This window comes from Streptomyces sp. NPDC015345, assembly GCF_043078805.1.
Classification (GTDB): domain Bacteria; phylum Actinomycetota; class Actinomycetes; order Streptomycetales; family Streptomycetaceae; genus Streptomyces.
Genome location: NZ_JBIBTX010000005.1, coordinates 458,478 through 474,301, shown reverse-complemented (window position 1 = coordinate 474,301; position 15,824 = coordinate 458,478). Strand labels below are relative to the sequence as shown.

The window sequence follows — 15,824 nt, the reverse complement described above, 5'->3', positions numbered from 1 at the left end:
ATGTGGGGCCAAGAACGAAGCACCGACGCTCGCGCGGCGCCTATGTTCAGATCAACACCACCCGGATGGCCCCAAGAGGTCCGAGAAGGGGGCAAGGGCGGCGAAAATCACAGCGGGACGGCGGTGGGCGGACCGCCGTGGTCCGTTTCGATCACTGTCCGCGGGGCGGGAGTTGGAGGCGGATCCAGGTCACCGATCGATATCGATCGGTGTGTATAGTCGGGCGCCAGAAGTCCCCTACGTCAAGGAAAGACGAGGTCGCGCGGTGAAGAAGCTTCTCCTGGTCGCACTGGCCGCCATCGGCGGGCTCCTCGTGTACCGCCAGATCCAGGCGGATCGCGCCGAGCAGGATCTGTGGACGGAGGCGACTGACTCCGTGCCCACGGGTTCGTGAGTCATCGACACCAGTCACTTCACAAGCCCCGGTCGCTTCTGCGACCGGGGCTTTGTGCTGTCCGCCCCAGTATCGAATCGGTTCGCTTACGTGAATTGTTTGATTGCTTAAGCGAATTTTGGTGTGGTCGGGGGCGGGGGTCGGGGAGGGCGGGAGACGGGTGGCGCGGTTGCGTTCATGGCGGTCCCGTGGTGGTGTCCGCTTGGCGTCGGGCGGGCAGGACGGTCGGGGCGGGCAGGACCGTTGGGACGGCTGAGTTCGCGACGAGGGGTGGCGCGGGATGAGGCGGCGGTTTGGCAGGAGCTGGAGCTCGGCAGGGCGGGGCTCAGGCGGGCTCCGGCCGGTGGGGTTCATGGCCGTGGCGCTCTGCGCGACGCTGGGTGCGGGGACGTGTGCGGTGGTGGTGTCGCCGGGGCGGGCCGACGCCGTGGGGACGCAGGCGAGTGCCGCCGCCGGGATGCAGGCCGGGGCCATGGGGACGCCGGCTCCATACGGTTTCGCCGAGGGCGCCGAGACGGTCGACGGCGCGGCGAGCAACATCGAAGGGCCCCGGCTCCGCTCCGGCAAGACGTATAAAAGTGCCCTCCCGCGCGCGGGACAGCGTTTCTACCGCTTGGACCTCAAGGCCGAGGAGAGCGCGTACGTCGCGGTCACGGCGGTGCCGGAGTTCGGCAGCAGGGTCTCCTACGCCGATGGTGTCGAGGTGTCCGTACAGGACGCCGACGGCAACAACTGCAGTCCCGTAGAGGCGCAGGAGGCGCGGTTCGGGGCTTCGGAGAGCCCGCGCCCCATCACGGCCACGGCGGCGCGCAGGGCCGGCCCCGACGAGAAGACCTGTGAGGGTGCCGGTACCTACTACGTGCTCGTCGAGCGGAGCAGCGCTCCGGAGTCCTCCCGGGGGGATTGGGATCTGGAGCTGCGGGTCGCTTCCGAGCCCTCGCTGCGGTCGGCGGGGGCGACGGCGACGGAGCCCCCGCGGTCCTGGAACTCCGCGACACCCGCGCCGCCGACCGGCGAGCGGAAGCGGCGTGAGGGCGGCACGAGTTTCAACGACGCCCGTGCGCTGGGGAAAGGCGTCTGGGGCGCCGACGTCGAGCCCGGGGAGACGCTCTTCTACCGGGTGCCCGTCGACTGGGGCCGGCAGCTCTCCGTCAGCGCTGAGCTGGGCAGCACGGGTGAGAGGGGTGGGTCGGACGGCGGGGCAGGGCGCGGGTCGGCGACGCGTGACACTGGTTTCGTCTCCTCCGCGCTGGTCATGGCTCTGGCAAATCCGGCGCGTGTAGAGGTCGACGACGCGGACACGGCGTACGACGGCAAGCAGAAGACGACGGCGCTGGACCCGCTGCCACCGGTCGCGTACGAGAACCGTTACGCCCCGGCGGACGAGGTGGCCGCGATGCGGTTCGCCGGCTGGTACTACCTGGCGGTCCACCTCAGCGCGGATGTCGCGGAGAAGTTCGGCGGCGGCCCTCTGGCCCTGACTCTCCGCGTGGACATCGGCGGGGCGGCGCGGCCGGGTCCGGAGTATGTGGGTCCGCACGTGCCCGCCGAGGAGTTCGGTGTCACGGAGCGGGACGCGGAGGCCGCGCGGCGGGGGGAGACGGCGGCGACTGCCGGAAGCGGTGCGGGTAGCGGGGACGACCGGGTGATGGTGGTCCTCGCGGTCGGGGGTATCGGCGTGGGCGTGATGCTGCTGGGGGTCCTTGGTGGGTGGACGCTGATCGCTCGGCGGAGGGCGGCTGCGGTGGCGGCTTCCGCTGAGCCTGGGAGTGGTGCTTCGCCTGGGTCCGCTGCCGCACCCACTCCTGCTCAGCACGGATTCGGGCCGCCTCGGCATTGGTGAGCGGAGTGGCGCTGCGGGCGCTTCGGCCAGTGGTTGCTTTGCCCGTGGTTGTCAGAGTCGCGTCAGCGCCCAGAGGCCGATCGTGAGGCAGGCAAGCGCGACGAACAGGATCGGGACCGCCACCTTCGCGGGCGGCCCAGGCCGCCGCCGCGGGGCGGGAGAGGCCTGGCCGCGGGGCTGAGGAACTGCCGGGTTCTGAGGTGGAACCTGAGCGGCGTGAGCGGTGTATGGATAAGTAGGAGCGTGGGGGCGCTGGGCCCCGGACGTCACGGCCTGGGCGGGTTCGTGGACTGCGGGGGTGGGGGCCGTGATGGGTCGGGGGGAGGTCACGTGCGTGGGTTCGGGCGCGGGGGCGCGCAGGGGCATGGGTGTAGGGGGAGTGGACGGATGGGGTGGTCGCTCGGGTGGTGGCGGGGGCAGGTGGAAGCCGTCGGTCTCCGCGCCGGGGCTGGTGGCCGGGGGCTGCCATGGGGGAGGCGTGGGGGGCTGTGGCTGCGGTTGGGGTTGGGGCTGTGCCTGTGGCTGGCCGGCAGGTGCGGAGACGGAGCCGGAAGCCGGGCCGCCCGGATGTGGATAAGGGGGTACGTGGGCGGGTGCGGTGCCCGGCCGTGGCGGCGGGGTCAGGGGGCCGTCGGGGCCGAAGCCCGCGGGCAGCGGGGCCAGTTGGTCGAAGACTTCGACGAGCTCGTCGTCGGGGCCCGGCCCGGGCAGCATCTCCGCGGCGGAGGACAGCGCCTTGCGCGCGCCGGTGGCGGTGCGGAAGCGCGCCTGGGGGTCGGGCTGGAGCAGCGTGGCGATGACCTGCCAGAGCGGCTCCGGTATGCCCTGGGGCGGGCCCGGGGTGCCGTGCTCGGCGAAGCGTTCGATCAGCGCCTTGGCGTCCGGCTTCGCGCCCTCCAGGAGGTACAGGGCGACCAGGCCGACGGCGAAGAGATCGGCGGTGAAATCCGGCTCGGCGCCCAGCATCTGCTCCGGAGCGAAGTAACCCGGTGTGCCCACCACATGGTCGGTCTCGGTCAGCCGGGGCTCGCCCTTGCGCATCGAGATGCCGAAGTCGGACAGCCGCAGGTGCGGGCGCGTGGCGCCGGTGGCTTCGAGCAGGATGTTGGCCGGTTTGATGTCGCGGTGCACGACGCCTTCGGCGTGGACGGCCGCGAGGCCCGAGAGGAGCTGGTCGAGGAGCGTGCAGACGAAGCGGGGCGGAAGCGGGCCGTAGTCCCCGATGACATGGGCCAGCGAGCCACCGGCGACCAGGTCCATGGTGAACAGGACCTTGTCGTCGTCGGCGGCCCAGCTGGCGGGCGCGAGCACATGGGGGTGGTCGATCCGCAGAGCCTGCTCCCGCACGAACCGCAACAGGGCGTGCGCGTCGCTCTGTTGCAGGACCTTGGCGGCCACATACCGGCGCCGCCGGTGGTCCCAGGCGCGCCAGACCGCTCCGACTCCCCCGCGTCCGATCGGGTCGACCAGTTCGTACCGACCGGCGAAGACCTCACCCATGGTCGCGTTCCGCTCCCCTTCCGGGCCGCGCGGCGGCCCGGTCGACGGCTCAGCTCTGGTGCGCCTCATAGTGGGCGACCGCGTCCGCGGTGCGCCCGGCGCCGTACACCCGGAGGAACTCTGCCAGCTCCGGGTGGGTCGGGGCGAGGGAGTCGGCGGCGTCGATGATGTCGCCGGCCGCCGCGACGGAGCGCAGCAGTGACTGGATCTCGCGCACCACGCGCTTGACCGTGGGAGCGCCCGAACCGGTCGTGGACTGCGCGGTGTTGGTCAGCACCGAGCCGCCCTGGGACTTCTTGATCTCGTCCATGCGGTCGGTCGCCTCGGCGGCGCTCACGCTGCCGTCCGCGACCTGGCCCGCGAGTTCCTGGAGCAGCTGGACGCGCTGGACGACCGCGGGGTTGCCGATCTTGGCGCGCTGGCCGCTCATCAGCTGGGACAGCATGGGTGCCGACAGCCCGAGGACCCCGGCCAGACGGGCCTGATTCAGGCCCAGATCATCGATGAGGCGACGGAAGAGCGCCCCCAGCGGCTCCCCGTACCAGTTCCGCTGGAGCTCTCGTGCTCTCGCGGTGGTGTCCTGCTGTGCGGCGTCCATTGCGTCTCCCCATCGCTTCCCCTAAGACCGCGGTTCGCTGCCGCGAACCACGTCGTGCATCTTACGGAGCGTGGTCGTCGACCGGGAGCCCCGATCCTTTTGCGAGATCGGGGGGAAGACCCGGTAGTCTGGTGTGCGATGCACGCCGGGAGGTGATTCTTCCGGTCCGGCGCATCGCTTCCGGGGCCTTAGCTCAGTTGGTAGAGCGCTGTCTTTGCATGGCAGATGTCAGGGGTTCGACTCCCCTAGGCTCCACATCCAGGAGCCCCTTGACCTGCGGAAACGCGGGTCAGGGGGCTCTTTGTGCGTCATCCAGGCGAAGGCATGGGGGGCAACGCCGCCGGGGTCACTGCTCCAGGTACGCGAGGACGGCCAGTACGCGGCGGTTGTCGCCGTCGGCCGGGAGCAGGCCCAGCTTGGTGAAGATGCTGCTGATGTGCTTGGCGACGGCCTTCTCCGAGATGAAGAGGCCCTGAGCGATGCCGGCGTTGGACCGCCCCTGGGCCAGCCACTCCAGGACCTCGCGCTCGCGTCCGGTGAGGCTGGCGACGTTCTCGTCGCGCTCCTTGCGCATCAGGAGCTGGGTGATCACCTCGGGGTCCATCGCGGTGCCTCCCTCGGCCACGCGACGGATGGCGTCGAGGAACTGGGACCCGTTGGTCACCCGGTCCTTCAGCATGTAACCGACCCCGCGGCCGCCGCTGCCCAGCAACTCGCGGGCGTAGAGCGGCTCGACGTACTGCGAGAGGAGCAGGACGGGGAGGTCGGGCATCTCACGGCGGGCCGCCAGGACGGCCCGCAGACCCTCGTCGGTGAAGTTCGGCGGCAGCCTCACGTCCACGACGGCGACGTCGGGCTGCTCCTTGGTGAGCGATCTCAGGAGGTCCGCGCCGTTGTCCACCGCGGCCACGATCTCGTGGCCGTAGGCCTCCAGGAGGCGGACCAGGCCGTCCCTCAGAAGGAAGTGGTCTTCGGCGAGGACAATACGCACGGAAGCTCCATCGTCACCATCGTCGGGCCGTTGACGGGGCTGTTCACGGCCAGCACACCGTCGAATGTGGCGAGCCGTCGCTCGATGCCGCGCAGGCCGGTACCACGGCTGGCATCCGCGCCACCTTGCCCGTCGTCGGTGACGGTGAGGCGCAGCATGCCGTGATCGTAACGGATGTCGATCCAGGCCCGGCCGGCCTGCGCGTGCTTGGCGACGTTGGTGAGGATCTCCGAGACCGCGAAGTACGCGGCGGACTCGACCGGCATCTCGGGGCGGCCCGGGAGATCGACCGTCACCTCGGTGGTGACCGGGCAGACCATGGCCAAGGCCCGTACGGCGTCGGCGAGACCGCGGTCGGCGAGCACCGGCGGGTGGATGCCGCGCACCAGGTTGCGCAGCTCCTCCAGCGCCTTGGAGGAGGACTGGCGGGCCTCGATCAGCAGGGCGCGCACGGCCTCGGGGTTGGCGTCCAGGAGGTGCTCGGCGGCGTCCAGGGTCATGCCCATCGCCACCAGACGGGCCTGGGCACCGTCGTGCAGATCGCGCTCGATGCGGCGGATCTCGGTCATCTGGGTGTCCACCGCGTCCGACCGGGTCGTGGCGAGGTGCTCGATACGGCTGGCCATCAGTTCGTTCTCGCTCGGGGCGAGCATCGAGCGGGTGTAGAGGGCGTGCTTACGGACGGCTCGCGGCGCCGCCCACAGGGCCAGCGGCAGTTGCAGCGCGCCGAGCACCCCCGCGAGCACCGCGGTGACCGGGCCCTCGATCGGGATGAACTGGTACCAGAGGCCGTCCCACTCCATGGAGAGGGGGACACCGAAGAACGCGAGGCCGATGCCCCAGACGCCGCTGAGGACCAGCGCGATGGGGAAGAAGGCGAGGAAGGCGCCGGCGATGGGGTCGGCGAGGACCCAGACGAACTCCCGCCGGGTCTGGGGGTCGCTCATGATCCAGCGGTAGCGGGCGACGGCACCGGAGGCTCCCGCGGGCACGGGCGGCAACGGCCCCGGCGGGGGCGGGATGTGCACGCCGGACCAGCGCGCGGCCAGTTCACGACGGCGTGCGCCCAGGCTGCGTACGCCTTCCATGGCGCGCGGCACCATGCCGAGGCCCGGACCGACGAGGCTGATCGCCGAGGAGACGGCGAGGGAACGGCCGAGGGCCGCGAACGCCGTCCAGCACAGGGCGAGCGCATGCCGCAGGCCCACTATCCCGGCCGAGACGGAGAATCCCTTGATCTCTTCCGGCGGGCGGGTCTCCGCCAGCTGCATAGTGCTGTGCTCCATCGGACTCGTTCCTCTCTCCAGTGCCACGCGCATCGCTGGGCCGAAGTGGCCGTGCCCTCATTGTGGCGGCGGGCGGGCACGGAAAGCGGTGGTACTAACTCCCCTATCGCGCGGCCGGGATGGGGAGGTTCTTCCCCCCGACGAAGAGCGACAGGGTGTCCGCCACACAGGCCGCCCGCGCCTCGCCCTCGATCTCCACCGTCATCCGCACGGCCGTCAGGTGGCCCGAAGGCCCCTCGCGCACACTGGTCAGCTCGGCACCGCCGCGGACCCGGGAGCCCACCGGGACGGGACGGGGAAAACGCACCTTGCCGAGGCCGAAATTGACGCCCAATTCGACGTTGTCTATCTCGAATATCTGCCGCATCATCGCGGGCAGCAGCGCGAGCGTCATATAGCCGTGGACGATGGTCCCGCCGAACGGGCCGGTCGCCGCCCGTTCCGGGTCCACATGGATCCACTGGAGGTCACCGGTGGCTCCGGCGAACTGGTCCACCTTCTCCTGGGTGACTTCGAGCCACTCGCTGTAACCGAGGTGCTCACCCGTGGCGTCGACGAATTCGGCCAGGTCGGCGAAAGATCTCATGGCCCCGATTGTGTGCGGCCCCGAAGGCCGGGGACAAGGCGTCCCCGGCCTTCGGGGCCGTTCGGTCAGCGCGACGTCAGTTGCCCGTCAGCCGTACCGCTTGAGCTCGTGGAAGAAGCCGGGGACGGTGTGCAGCTGGTCCGCCTCCGCGACGCGGTCGTAGACGTACTTCGCCACGGCCATGTCGAGGACGCCGAGGCCGAACGGTGAGAAGACCACCGGCCGGTCGGACGGCGGAGTGATCCGGCCGGTGAGGACGTCGTGGAGGGTGCCGGCGACGAAGTCGCGGTGGCCGACCCGCTGCTCCGCCAGGTGGGGCGAGGTGTTGGCCTTCATGCAGTGGTCGATGTCGTCGACGGCGTTCCACGACTGGAGGATGATCTCGGGCGACAGATCGCGCAGGGAGACGTGGAGCACCAGCGGGTTGTGCGTGAACCACTGCGGGTCGCTCACGTGCGGCTCGCCCGCGACGGTGGCGAAGACCACCAGGTCGCTGGAGCGGATCAGGTCCTCGGCCTTGTCGTGGACGGTGATCTCGCAGTCCTCGCCCTCGGCGCGCCGCAGATAGCCCTTGAAGCCGTCGGCGTGCTCGGCGGACAGGTCGTGCACGCCGATCGAGTCGAAGTCGAAGCCGGTGGCCGCGAGGTACATGTGGAGGTAGCGGGCGATCAGGCCGACGCCGAAGAAGCCCACCCGGGTGGGACGGCCGCCGCGCGCCTCGCTGAGCCTGGCGGCGGCGAGGGCCGCGGAGGCCGCGGTGCGCGCCGCGCTGATGATGGAGCTCTCCAGGCACGCGAACGGATAGCCGGTCTCGGCGTCGTTGAGGATGAGGACGGCCGAGGCCCGCGGCACTCCGGCGGCCACGTTCTCGGGGAAGCTGGAGATCCACTTGATGCCGTGCACCCCCACGTCGCCCTTGACCGACGCGGGCAGCGCGATGATCCGGGACGACGGGCGGTCGGGAAAGCGCAGGAAGTACGAGTCGGGGTTGACCGTCTGTCCTTCGCCGTGCAGCCGGTAGGCGGCCTCGACCGCCGCGACGACCTCGTTCTCACGTCCGTCGAGGGCTTGGTGCACCTGGGCGCCGGAGACCACGGCGAAGGGAGGTACCTGATTCATGGAAAGACTGCTCCTGGTCGGGAAGAAGAGAGGGAAAGGTGCACGGCCGGGCCCGTCGGCCGATGCGTCAGGCGTCCGTCAGCCGATGCGGGCCAGGCCCTTCGCGCGCTGCCGCGCCTGCCCGCGCGACACCGCCAACGGGTCCCAGTCCGGGGCCCGTTCGGGCAGCCGGGACGCGTCGCCCAGCACCGTGCCCGCGTATACCTCGGCGAGCAGGGGGCGGCCGAGGATCTGCGACGCGGCGGCGACCCCGCCCGTCGCGACGCCGCCCACGCCGCTGCCGTAGCGGACGTTCTGCCCGACCACGTACAGCCCTTCGATTCCGGTGCGCACGTCGGGCCGCTGGCCGGCGCCGCCCCACGTGGCCATGCCGTACGGGGTGCCGCCACTGGCGCGGATGTACCGCTCGTTGGTGAGCGGGGTGGCCGTCTCCACATGCGTGATGCGGTCCCGGAACGGGCCGAGGACCTTCTCGGCGGTGTCCAGGATCGTCTCGGTCAGCTGCCGCTTGCGCGCCAGGTAGGCGGGGTTGCGGCGGTAGGGCTCGCCGTCGACCGGACCGCCCTCGAGGCCCCAGAACGCGTAGCCGGGCGGGCAGCCCGTCATGATCTGGAAGTTGCTGTGGCCGGGCGGGCAGACGGCGGGGGCGCCCGCGTCCTTGATGGAGGCGAAGGAGAACGCCAGCTGCGGCACCGACTCCATGGTGCCGTCACGCTCGTAGCGCTCCTGCACCGCCGCGTGCGCGCCCTCCATGTCGTCGCTGTCGTGCCACCAGATGTTGGCGTTGGGCAGGCCGGGCAGTTCGGTGTCGAGTGCGACGTACACCGCGACGACGGCGCTGCGCATGACCGCGTCACGGGTCCGCGCGACCAGGTCGGCGGGGAAGGCGGCCTCACCGCCGCACAGGTCGAGGACGGTGCGGCGGTAGTCGGCGTTGGAGATGACCAGGGGCGCCGATATCCGCTGCCCGTCGGCGAGTTCCACTCCGGTGGCACGACCGCCGTCGATGAGGATGCGGCGTACCGCGCACCGGGTGCGCAGTTCGCCGCCGTAGGCTTCCAGTGCCTCGACCAGGGCGGCCACCAAGGCCTGGCCGCCGCCCTCGGGGTAGTACGCGCCGCGCAGGTAGTGGTCCATGATGTTGACGTGCTCGGCGAAACCGATGCCGTCCGGCATGGCGCCGTAGTTGCCAGCCTGCGCCGCCACCAGGGTGCGGCCCTTGGCGGACAGGCCGCAGTGGTCGAGGGCCTGTCCCAGGGTGCGGCGGCTCCAGCGCATCGTCTGCGGGGACTTGCGGAACAGCTCCACCATGGGCTCGCCCAGCAGACCGGCCCGGCTCGCGGTGGCCACGGCCACGGCGAGGTCGATGAACCGGTCGATCCGGTCGGCCTCTTCGGGCACGGCCTGCTTGAGGCGGTGACGGTAGGGTTCCCAGCCCGCGGGGACGTCCACGGTGGCCGTGGGCGTCATGATCCGGTCGAAGCCGCCCTCGTTGTCCATGGGCCTGAAGCGCACCCGGTCACGGACGCCGAGGCCGGACAGGATGGCGGGGATGAGCCCGTCGGGCCCGCAGTCACCGAGGTAGTGCGTACCGACGTCGAACTCGTACTTGCGGCGCCTGCGGAAGACGTGCGCGTTGCCGCCCGCCACGTCGTGCTGTTCGAGTACGAGGACGCGGCGGCCGTCGGCGGCCAGGTAGCCCCCGCCGACCAGGCCCCCGATGCCGCTGCCGACGACGATGGCGTCGTACCGGCTCTGGTCCCCCTGCATTGCCGCTCCCATCAGAAGGTGCCGCCGCCGTGGATCTCGAAGACCGACCCCGTGATGTACGTGGCGCGGTCGGAGACCAGGAAGGACACCAGGTCGGCCACCTCCTCGGGGCGGCCGAAGCGGCCGAGGGCCACGTTCTTCAGCTGCCGGGCCACCGCCGCCTCCGTCATGTCGCGGACCATGTCGGTGTCGATGAGGCCCGGCGCGACCACGTTGGCGCGCACACCGCGCGGCCCGCACTCCTTGGCGAGGGACTTGGTGAAGCCGATGATCCCCGCCTTGGACGCGGCGTAGTTGGCCTGGCCCGTGTTGCCGTGGATACCGGACACGGACGACAGGTTGACGATGGTGCCCGCCTTGCGCTTGCTCATCGAGAACGCGGCGGCGCGGCACACGTGGTAGACGCCGTCCAGGTTGGTGCGCAGGACCTGGTTCCAGTCGTCCTCGGGCATGAGGAGGACGGGCCGGTCCTTGGTGATGCCCGCCGAGGTGACGACGGCGTCGACGGGGCCGAGCTCGCGCTCGGTCCGCGTGTACCAGTCGCGTACGTCGGCGGCGTCCGAGACATCGCAGCGCGTCGCCGTGACGCGGGTGCCGTACTCGGCCGCCTCCTTGGTGAGCTGCTCGGCGGCGTCCTCGTTGGAGCGGTAGCAGAAGGCGACGTCGTACCCGTCCTGGGCCAGGCGCAGCACGATCGCCTTGCCGATGCCCCGGGACCCGCCGCTGACCAGCGCGATCACGCGTTCTCCCCCATCAGTCGCAGTACGGCACAGGCCACGGCACCGTCCTGGTCGACCGCGGACACCAGGGCGATGCGCCCCTGGGCGTCGTGGTCGGACCCGGCGGCGGCGAGCACCGCCCCGATCTGGAGGGACGCCGACGCGGCGCCGGTGTCACCGAGCAGCTCCATGGACGGCACGCGGGACAACGCGGCGGCCGGCAGCAGCGCGGTCAGCGCCTCGTGCTCGGCCCGTCCGGCGGCGGAGGGCGCCGCGCACGGAACGGCGGCCCACACCTCGTCGGCGCCGACTCCGGCGCGCTCCAGGGCTCGGCGGGCGCACGCGGTGACGGCCGCGTACGGGTCGTCGTCGATGTCGACGCGGGTCTCGACGCTCAGCACCGCGGCCAGCGGCGGGCGCTCGGCGGTGCCCGCGTGCTCGACGAGGAGGAGGCCGCAGCCCTCGCCGAGCAGCGGCGCGGGCTCGCCCGGCGCGGCGGTGTGCTCGTACCAGGCGTGGGCGGCGGAGAACTCCTCGGCGGAGCCCACCAGGTACTTCGTCGCGCGGCCCTGGCTCATCAGGCGCCGCGCGTAGTTGAGGGCGAGCAGTCCACTGGCGCGGCCGCCCGCGACCGTGGTGTTGGGGCCCTTGAGGCCGTGCCGGATCGCGGTGGCGCCGGCGGCGTGGTTGAGGCTGCCGAAGGGGATGCGGCCCGCGTCCACGTGGAAGGGGCGTGCCTGGGTGTAGGACTGGCGCAGGAAGTTCGTGACGTTCTCCAGGCTGCCCATGGTGATGCCGAGGACGACTCCGGTGCTGTCGTCGGTCCGCACCGTCCTGTTGCCCTCGTCGTCCAGGAGCAGCCCGTCGGAGGCGACCAGGGCCAGGGCGGTGAGCCGGTCCATCTTGGCCGTGCCCTTCTTGCCGAGCAGGCCCTGGATGTCGAAGCCCGGCACCATGCACGCGTCGGGCGACGGGAGCGGGCCCAGCTCCGGGTCCGCCCGCACGGCGGTCTTCGCGCCGCCGCGCAGACCCGCGGCGAACTCCTCGCGGCCGAGGCCGTACGGCGAGACGGCCGACCATCCGGTGATGACGGGTGTCTGGGGCGGCAACGGTGCCGCCGGGGTGGCTGCTGCGGTACTCATGGGCGGACTCGCTCCCCGTACGTGCCGAGAATCAGGATGGCGTTGTTGCCGGCGAAGGCGCTGGAGTTGTTCTGCACGATCCGTACGTCCGCCTCGACGGCCGCGTTGGGTACGACGTCGAGCGGGCACTCCGGGTCGGTTTCCCGGTGGTTGATGGTGGGCGGGATGAACCCGTGCTCGATGGCGAGGCCGCAGGCGATCGCGCCGAGTGCGCTGGCCGCCCCCATGGAGTGCCCGAGCATCGACTTCACGGCGACGGTGCGCGGCGGTGCGTCGCCGTACACGTCGAGGATGGCGGCCGACTCCGTGCGGTCGTTGGCCTTGGTGCCGGTACCGTGCGCGGAGATGAAGTCGATCTCCTCCTGCTTGACCCCGGCGTCGTCGAGGGCGAGGCGGATGCCGCGCGCGATGCCGTCGCGGTCCGGCGCGGTGGGGTGATTGGCGTCGCAGCTGAGGCCGTACCCGAGGACCTCGGCGTAGATGTGCGCGCCCCGTGCGAGCGCCGACTCCAGGCTCTCCAGGACGAGGATGCCCGCGCCCTCACCGGTGAGGATGCCCTGCCGGTCCTTGTCGAAGGGCCGCACCACGTCCGGGGTGAGCGCGCCGAACCTCTTGAAGAGGGCGAACGCCTTGCGGCACACGGCGTCGGCGCCGCCGCACAGCGCGATGTCGACCTCGCCGGAGCGGATGGAGTCCAGTCCGTAGCCGATGGAGTAGTTGCCCGCCGCGCAGGCCGTGGTGATCGTCGTGGGCTCCACGTTCGGCATGCGCAGCTCGCGGGCGATCACGGTGGTCAGGCGGCCCGCGTTGATGCGGCGGGACAGGACCGGGTCCATCGCCTCGGGGTCGCCGGCGGCGAGCTCCTGCTCCAGGAGTACGGCGATGTCGTGCGACTCGCCGTCGGTCGTGCCGACGCTGATGACCGCCTGCCGTTCGCCCAGGTCGGCCTCGGTGAGCCCGGCGTCCTCCACGGCCATCCGCGCGGCGGCGACCGCGAACTGCCCGGCGCGGCCCATGTCGTCGAGCGGTACGTTGCGGATCCAGCGCTCCGGTGCGAAGTCGGGGACCTCGCAGGCGACGTTCTGGCCGAATCCCTCGGTGTCGAAGCGGGTGATCGGCCGTGCGCCGGAGCGGCCGGTCCGCAGCCCCTCCGCGTACTCATCAAGGCCCGTGCCGATGCTGGAGATCGCCCCCATGCCGGTGAGGACGACCCTTCGGCGGTCCGTCGGCGCGGGGGCCTTGGACGCAGCCGGTGACTGTGCGGTGGACATGGAACTCCTTAAGCAGTGGGATGCCTGTGGGACGGGGCCAAGGCCCCGTCCCGCTCACCAGCCGGCGGCCTCGGCGGTCACCTGGTACGTGGCCTCCACGTTCACCATCTTGGGAAGCTCGTTCATGTCGATGTCGATGGAGTACTCCATCTCCAGGGCACTGAGCACGTCGATGAGCTTCAGCGAGTCGGCGCCGAGCTCATCGACGAAAAGGGCCGTGTCCGAGATGCGGTCGACATCCACTTCGATGTTCTCGGCGATGATTTCCCGGATTCGCGAAAGTCTCTCCGGCGCAACTGTCGTCACGTTCGTTCCTCCGTTTTTGAGTTTCAGAGTGTTTCTTAATCGCTTCGCGATGAAAATTAGACAGCGTCGATGACGTCCAAGTGACCGTTCACTGACGGTCTTTGCGGGTCAGTTGCCGACGGCCTTGCGGAAGCCCCGGACGCTGCCGGTGACCGCGATGAGCAGCAGGACGGACAGGGTGATGGCGGTGACGAGGCCGGGGTGGTCGGCCGGGAATCCGTTGCCGGTCGCGCCCGCCGGATCATTGCCCCACAGCCTGCGGCACGTGGTGATGACCGAGGTGACGGGGTTCCATTCGGCGACCGGGCGCAGCCATCCCGGCAGGCCGCTCACACCGACGTACGCATTGGAAAGGAAGCTGAAGACGACAAGGACGAGCGCGCCTGTCCCGTCAATGGCCTCGACGTTCTTCTGCGTGGTTCCGAGCAGAATTCCGACCCACAACATCGTGTAGATGAAGGCGAGCAGGACGCCGAATCCGGCGGCGGTGCGCAAGAAGCCCTCGTGCGGCCGCCAGCCGACGGCCAGGCCGACCAGCGAGACCACCGTCAGGCTGAACGCGCCGACCACCAGGTCCGACAGGGTGCGGCCGATGAGCACCGAGCTCGGCGCGATCGGCAGCGAGCGGAACCGGTCCACCAGGCCGTGCCGGAGGTCGAGCGCGACGCCGATGGCCGTGGGGCCCACGCTGGTCAGACCGACCTGGATGGCGATGCCCGCCATGATGAAGTCCTCGTACGCGATGCCGCCGGGGACGTTCATGGAGTTGCGGAAGATGTAGCCGACGGCGATCAGCATCACCAGCGGGTTCATCGTGACGAGCACGAGCCGGCCGGGGGACCGGCGCAGGTGCGTCAGGTGCCGTCCGGCCAAGGCGAACGAGTCACCGAGATAGCCGAGCAGCGCGCCCCGGGACTCCGCGGGCCGCACGGGCGCACCGCCGGGCGTCCGCCCGGCGGCGGACCGGGCCGTGTCGGCGGGTCCGGTGTCCGGGTCCGCGGTGCCGTCGGTGGAGGTCGTGGTGGTCGTGGTGGTCGTGGTCGGCGTCATCGCCGGGCCTCCTTGCGCTCTCCCGCGCCGGTGAGGTCGAAGAACACGTCGTCGAGGGTGGGTCTGCGCAGTTCGAAGTCGACGGTGTGCACGCCCTTGTCGCGCAGTGCCGTGGCGGCGCGGGCCACGTCGTCGAGGACGCCCTCGCCGAGCTGCACCGACACCCGCGATGTGGCCGCGTCGGCGACCGGGGGGTGAGCGCCGCCGAGGCCGGCGAGCGCGGCGACCGCGTCGTCAAGGCTCTCCGGGCGGGCCACGGTCACCTCCAGGCGGTCGCTGCCGACCTGGCGCTTGAGGGATTCGGGGGTCCCTTCGGCGATGACCCGGCCGGCGTCGATCACGGCGATCCGGTCGGCGAGCTCGTCCGCCTCCTCCAGGTACTGGGTGGTGAGCAGGATGGTCACCCCGCCGGCCACCAGGTCGCGCACCACGTCCCACAGGACGGTCCTGCTGGTGGGGTCGAGGCCGGTGGTGGGCTCGTCGAGGAAGAGGACCTCCGGCTCGCCGATGACGCAGGTGGCCAGGTCGAGACGGCGGCGCATGCCACCGGAGTAGGTGCTCACGGGACGGTCGGCGGCCTCCGTGAGCTCGAACCGGTCGAGCAGTTCGACGGCCCGCCGTGCCGCGCCCCGCCGGCCGAACCGGAGCAGCTTGCCCAGCAGCACCATGTTCTCGCGTCCGGTGAGGAGTTCGTCGACGGCCGCGTACTGCCCGGCGAGGCCGATGCGCCGCCGTACTTCCTTGCTCTGGCCGACCACGTCGTGTCCGGCCACGGTGGCCCGGCCCCCGGACGGTTCGACGAGGGTGGCCAGGATCCGGACCGTGGTGGTCTTGCCCGCGCCGTTGGGGCCGAGCACGCCGAGTACGCTGCCGGCCGGCACCGAGAGGTCGATGCCGTGCAGCGCGGTGTGCGTGCGGTACTGCTTGCGCAGCCCCTCGGCGTGGATGGCGATGTCGGTGGAGGCCACCTCAGCCCGCCTGACGCTGGAGGCTGAGCGGACGCATGTCCGTCCAGTTGCTTTCCACGTGGGCGACGGCCGTGGCGCGGTCGCTCGCCGGCAGCTCCACCCGCCAGCCGTCGGGCACCGCGGCGAAGGAAGGCCACAGTGAGTACTGACCCTCCTCGTTGACGAGGACGAGGAACGTGCCGTCTTCGCTGTCAAAGGGGTTGGCCATGACTTTCTCCAGATCTCTTGATGCCGTGATGCCGTGATGCCGTGAAGGCTTGGTGTCTTGGTGGTGCTGAAGC

16 protein-coding genes and 1 tRNA gene are annotated in these 15,824 nt (G+C 71.0%); 3 read left to right on the top strand and 14 right to left on the bottom strand.

Annotated elements, in window-relative coordinates:
* Window positions 1–265 precede the first annotated feature (265 nt).
* Window positions 266–394 (top strand): DLW-39 family protein, encoded by a 129-nt coding sequence (locus ACF062_RS23365; RefSeq protein WP_003999697.1) that lies wholly within the window; start codon window positions 266–268, stop codon window positions 392–394.
* Between the two features lie 352 nt (window positions 395–746).
* A complete protein-coding gene (locus ACF062_RS23360; protein WP_392140874.1) occupies window positions 747–2,237 on the top strand; it encodes a hypothetical protein in 1,491 nt (496 codons plus the stop codon).
* A gap of 51 nt (window positions 2,238–2,288) precedes the next feature.
* On the opposite strand, the gene ACF062_RS23355 is transcribed toward ACF062_RS23360, so the two are convergent.
* Window positions 2,289–3,737 (bottom strand): protein kinase, encoded by a 1,449-nt coding sequence (locus tag ACF062_RS23355; protein ID WP_392140872.1) that lies wholly within the window; start codon window positions 3,735–3,737, stop codon window positions 2,289–2,291.
* 49 nt (window positions 3,738–3,786) lie between these two features.
* Window positions 3,787–4,335 carry a DNA-binding protein gene (locus ACF062_RS23350; protein WP_359639155.1) on the bottom strand — a complete coding sequence of 183 codons (549 nt, stop codon included), beginning with the start codon at window positions 4,333–4,335 and terminating at the stop codon, window positions 3,787–3,789.
* Window positions 4,336–4,517: 182 nt separating this feature from the next.
* On the opposite strand from ACF062_RS23350, the gene ACF062_RS23345 reads away from it, so the two are divergent.
* Window positions 4,518–4,590: transfer RNA gene (locus ACF062_RS23345), tRNA-Ala, on the top strand.
* A 91-nt stretch (window positions 4,591–4,681) separates the two neighbouring features.
* Here the strand turns inward: ACF062_RS23345 and ACF062_RS23340 are convergent.
* From ACF062_RS23340 to ACF062_RS23285, 12 genes are all read right to left on the bottom strand, one after another.
* Complete coding sequence (locus tag ACF062_RS23340) at window positions 4,682–5,326, bottom strand: response regulator transcription factor (RefSeq protein WP_223775688.1); 645 nt, start codon at window positions 5,324–5,326, stop codon at window positions 4,682–4,684.
* Entirely contained in the window at window positions 5,290–6,612 is a 1,323-nt protein-coding gene (locus ACF062_RS23335) for a sensor histidine kinase (RefSeq protein WP_392140870.1), read from the bottom strand. Before ACF062_RS23335 ends, ACF062_RS23340 begins: the two co-directional genes overlap by 37 nt.
* Before the next feature lie 103 nt (window positions 6,613–6,715).
* Window positions 6,716–7,198: a MaoC family dehydratase gene (locus ACF062_RS23330; protein WP_392140869.1), complete on the bottom strand. Its 483-nt coding sequence runs from the start codon at window positions 7,196–7,198 to the stop codon at window positions 6,716–6,718.
* A gap of 87 nt (window positions 7,199–7,285) precedes the next feature.
* On the bottom strand, window positions 7,286–8,317 hold the full coding sequence (gene sbnB, locus ACF062_RS23325; protein WP_320590466.1) for a 2,3-diaminopropionate biosynthesis protein SbnB: 1,032 nt from the start codon (window positions 8,315–8,317) through the stop codon (window positions 7,286–7,288).
* A 78-nt stretch (window positions 8,318–8,395) separates the two neighbouring features.
* Window positions 8,396–10,087, bottom strand: coding sequence for a phytoene desaturase family protein (locus tag ACF062_RS23320; protein WP_392140867.1), 1,692 nt, complete (start codon window positions 10,085–10,087; stop codon window positions 8,396–8,398).
* A gap of 11 nt (window positions 10,088–10,098) precedes the next feature.
* Window positions 10,099–10,827, bottom strand: a complete 729-nt coding sequence (gene fabG, locus ACF062_RS23315) for a 3-oxoacyl-[acyl-carrier-protein] reductase (RefSeq protein WP_356576631.1) — start codon at window positions 10,825–10,827, stop codon at window positions 10,099–10,101.
* Complete coding sequence (locus ACF062_RS23310; RefSeq protein WP_392140865.1) at window positions 10,824–11,948, bottom strand: beta-ketoacyl synthase N-terminal-like domain-containing protein; 1,125 nt, start codon at window positions 11,946–11,948, stop codon at window positions 10,824–10,826. The genes fabG and ACF062_RS23310 overlap by 4 nt, the downstream gene beginning before the upstream one ends.
* Window positions 11,945–13,219 carry a beta-ketoacyl-[acyl-carrier-protein] synthase family protein gene (locus ACF062_RS23305; RefSeq protein WP_392140863.1) on the bottom strand — a complete coding sequence of 425 codons (1,275 nt, stop codon included), beginning with the start codon at window positions 13,217–13,219 and terminating at the stop codon, window positions 11,945–11,947. The genes ACF062_RS23310 and ACF062_RS23305 overlap by 4 nt, the downstream gene beginning before the upstream one ends.
* 54 nt (window positions 13,220–13,273) lie before the next feature.
* Window positions 13,274–13,525, bottom strand: coding sequence for an acyl carrier protein (locus tag ACF062_RS23300; RefSeq protein ID WP_392140861.1), 252 nt, complete (start codon window positions 13,523–13,525; stop codon window positions 13,274–13,276).
* A 108-nt stretch (window positions 13,526–13,633) separates the two neighbouring features.
* Window positions 13,634–14,575, bottom strand: a complete 942-nt coding sequence (locus ACF062_RS23295; protein ID WP_392140859.1) for an ABC transporter permease — start codon at window positions 14,573–14,575, stop codon at window positions 13,634–13,636.
* Entirely contained in the window at window positions 14,572–15,543 is a 972-nt protein-coding gene (locus tag ACF062_RS23290; RefSeq protein WP_223775698.1) for an ATP-binding cassette domain-containing protein, read from the bottom strand. The genes ACF062_RS23295 and ACF062_RS23290 overlap by 4 nt, the downstream gene beginning before the upstream one ends.
* Before the next feature lies 1 nt (window position 15,544).
* Window positions 15,545–15,751 (bottom strand): MbtH family protein, encoded by a 207-nt coding sequence (locus tag ACF062_RS23285; RefSeq protein WP_223775699.1) that lies wholly within the window; start codon window positions 15,749–15,751, stop codon window positions 15,545–15,547.
* Between the last annotated feature and the right edge of the window lie 73 nt (window positions 15,752–15,824).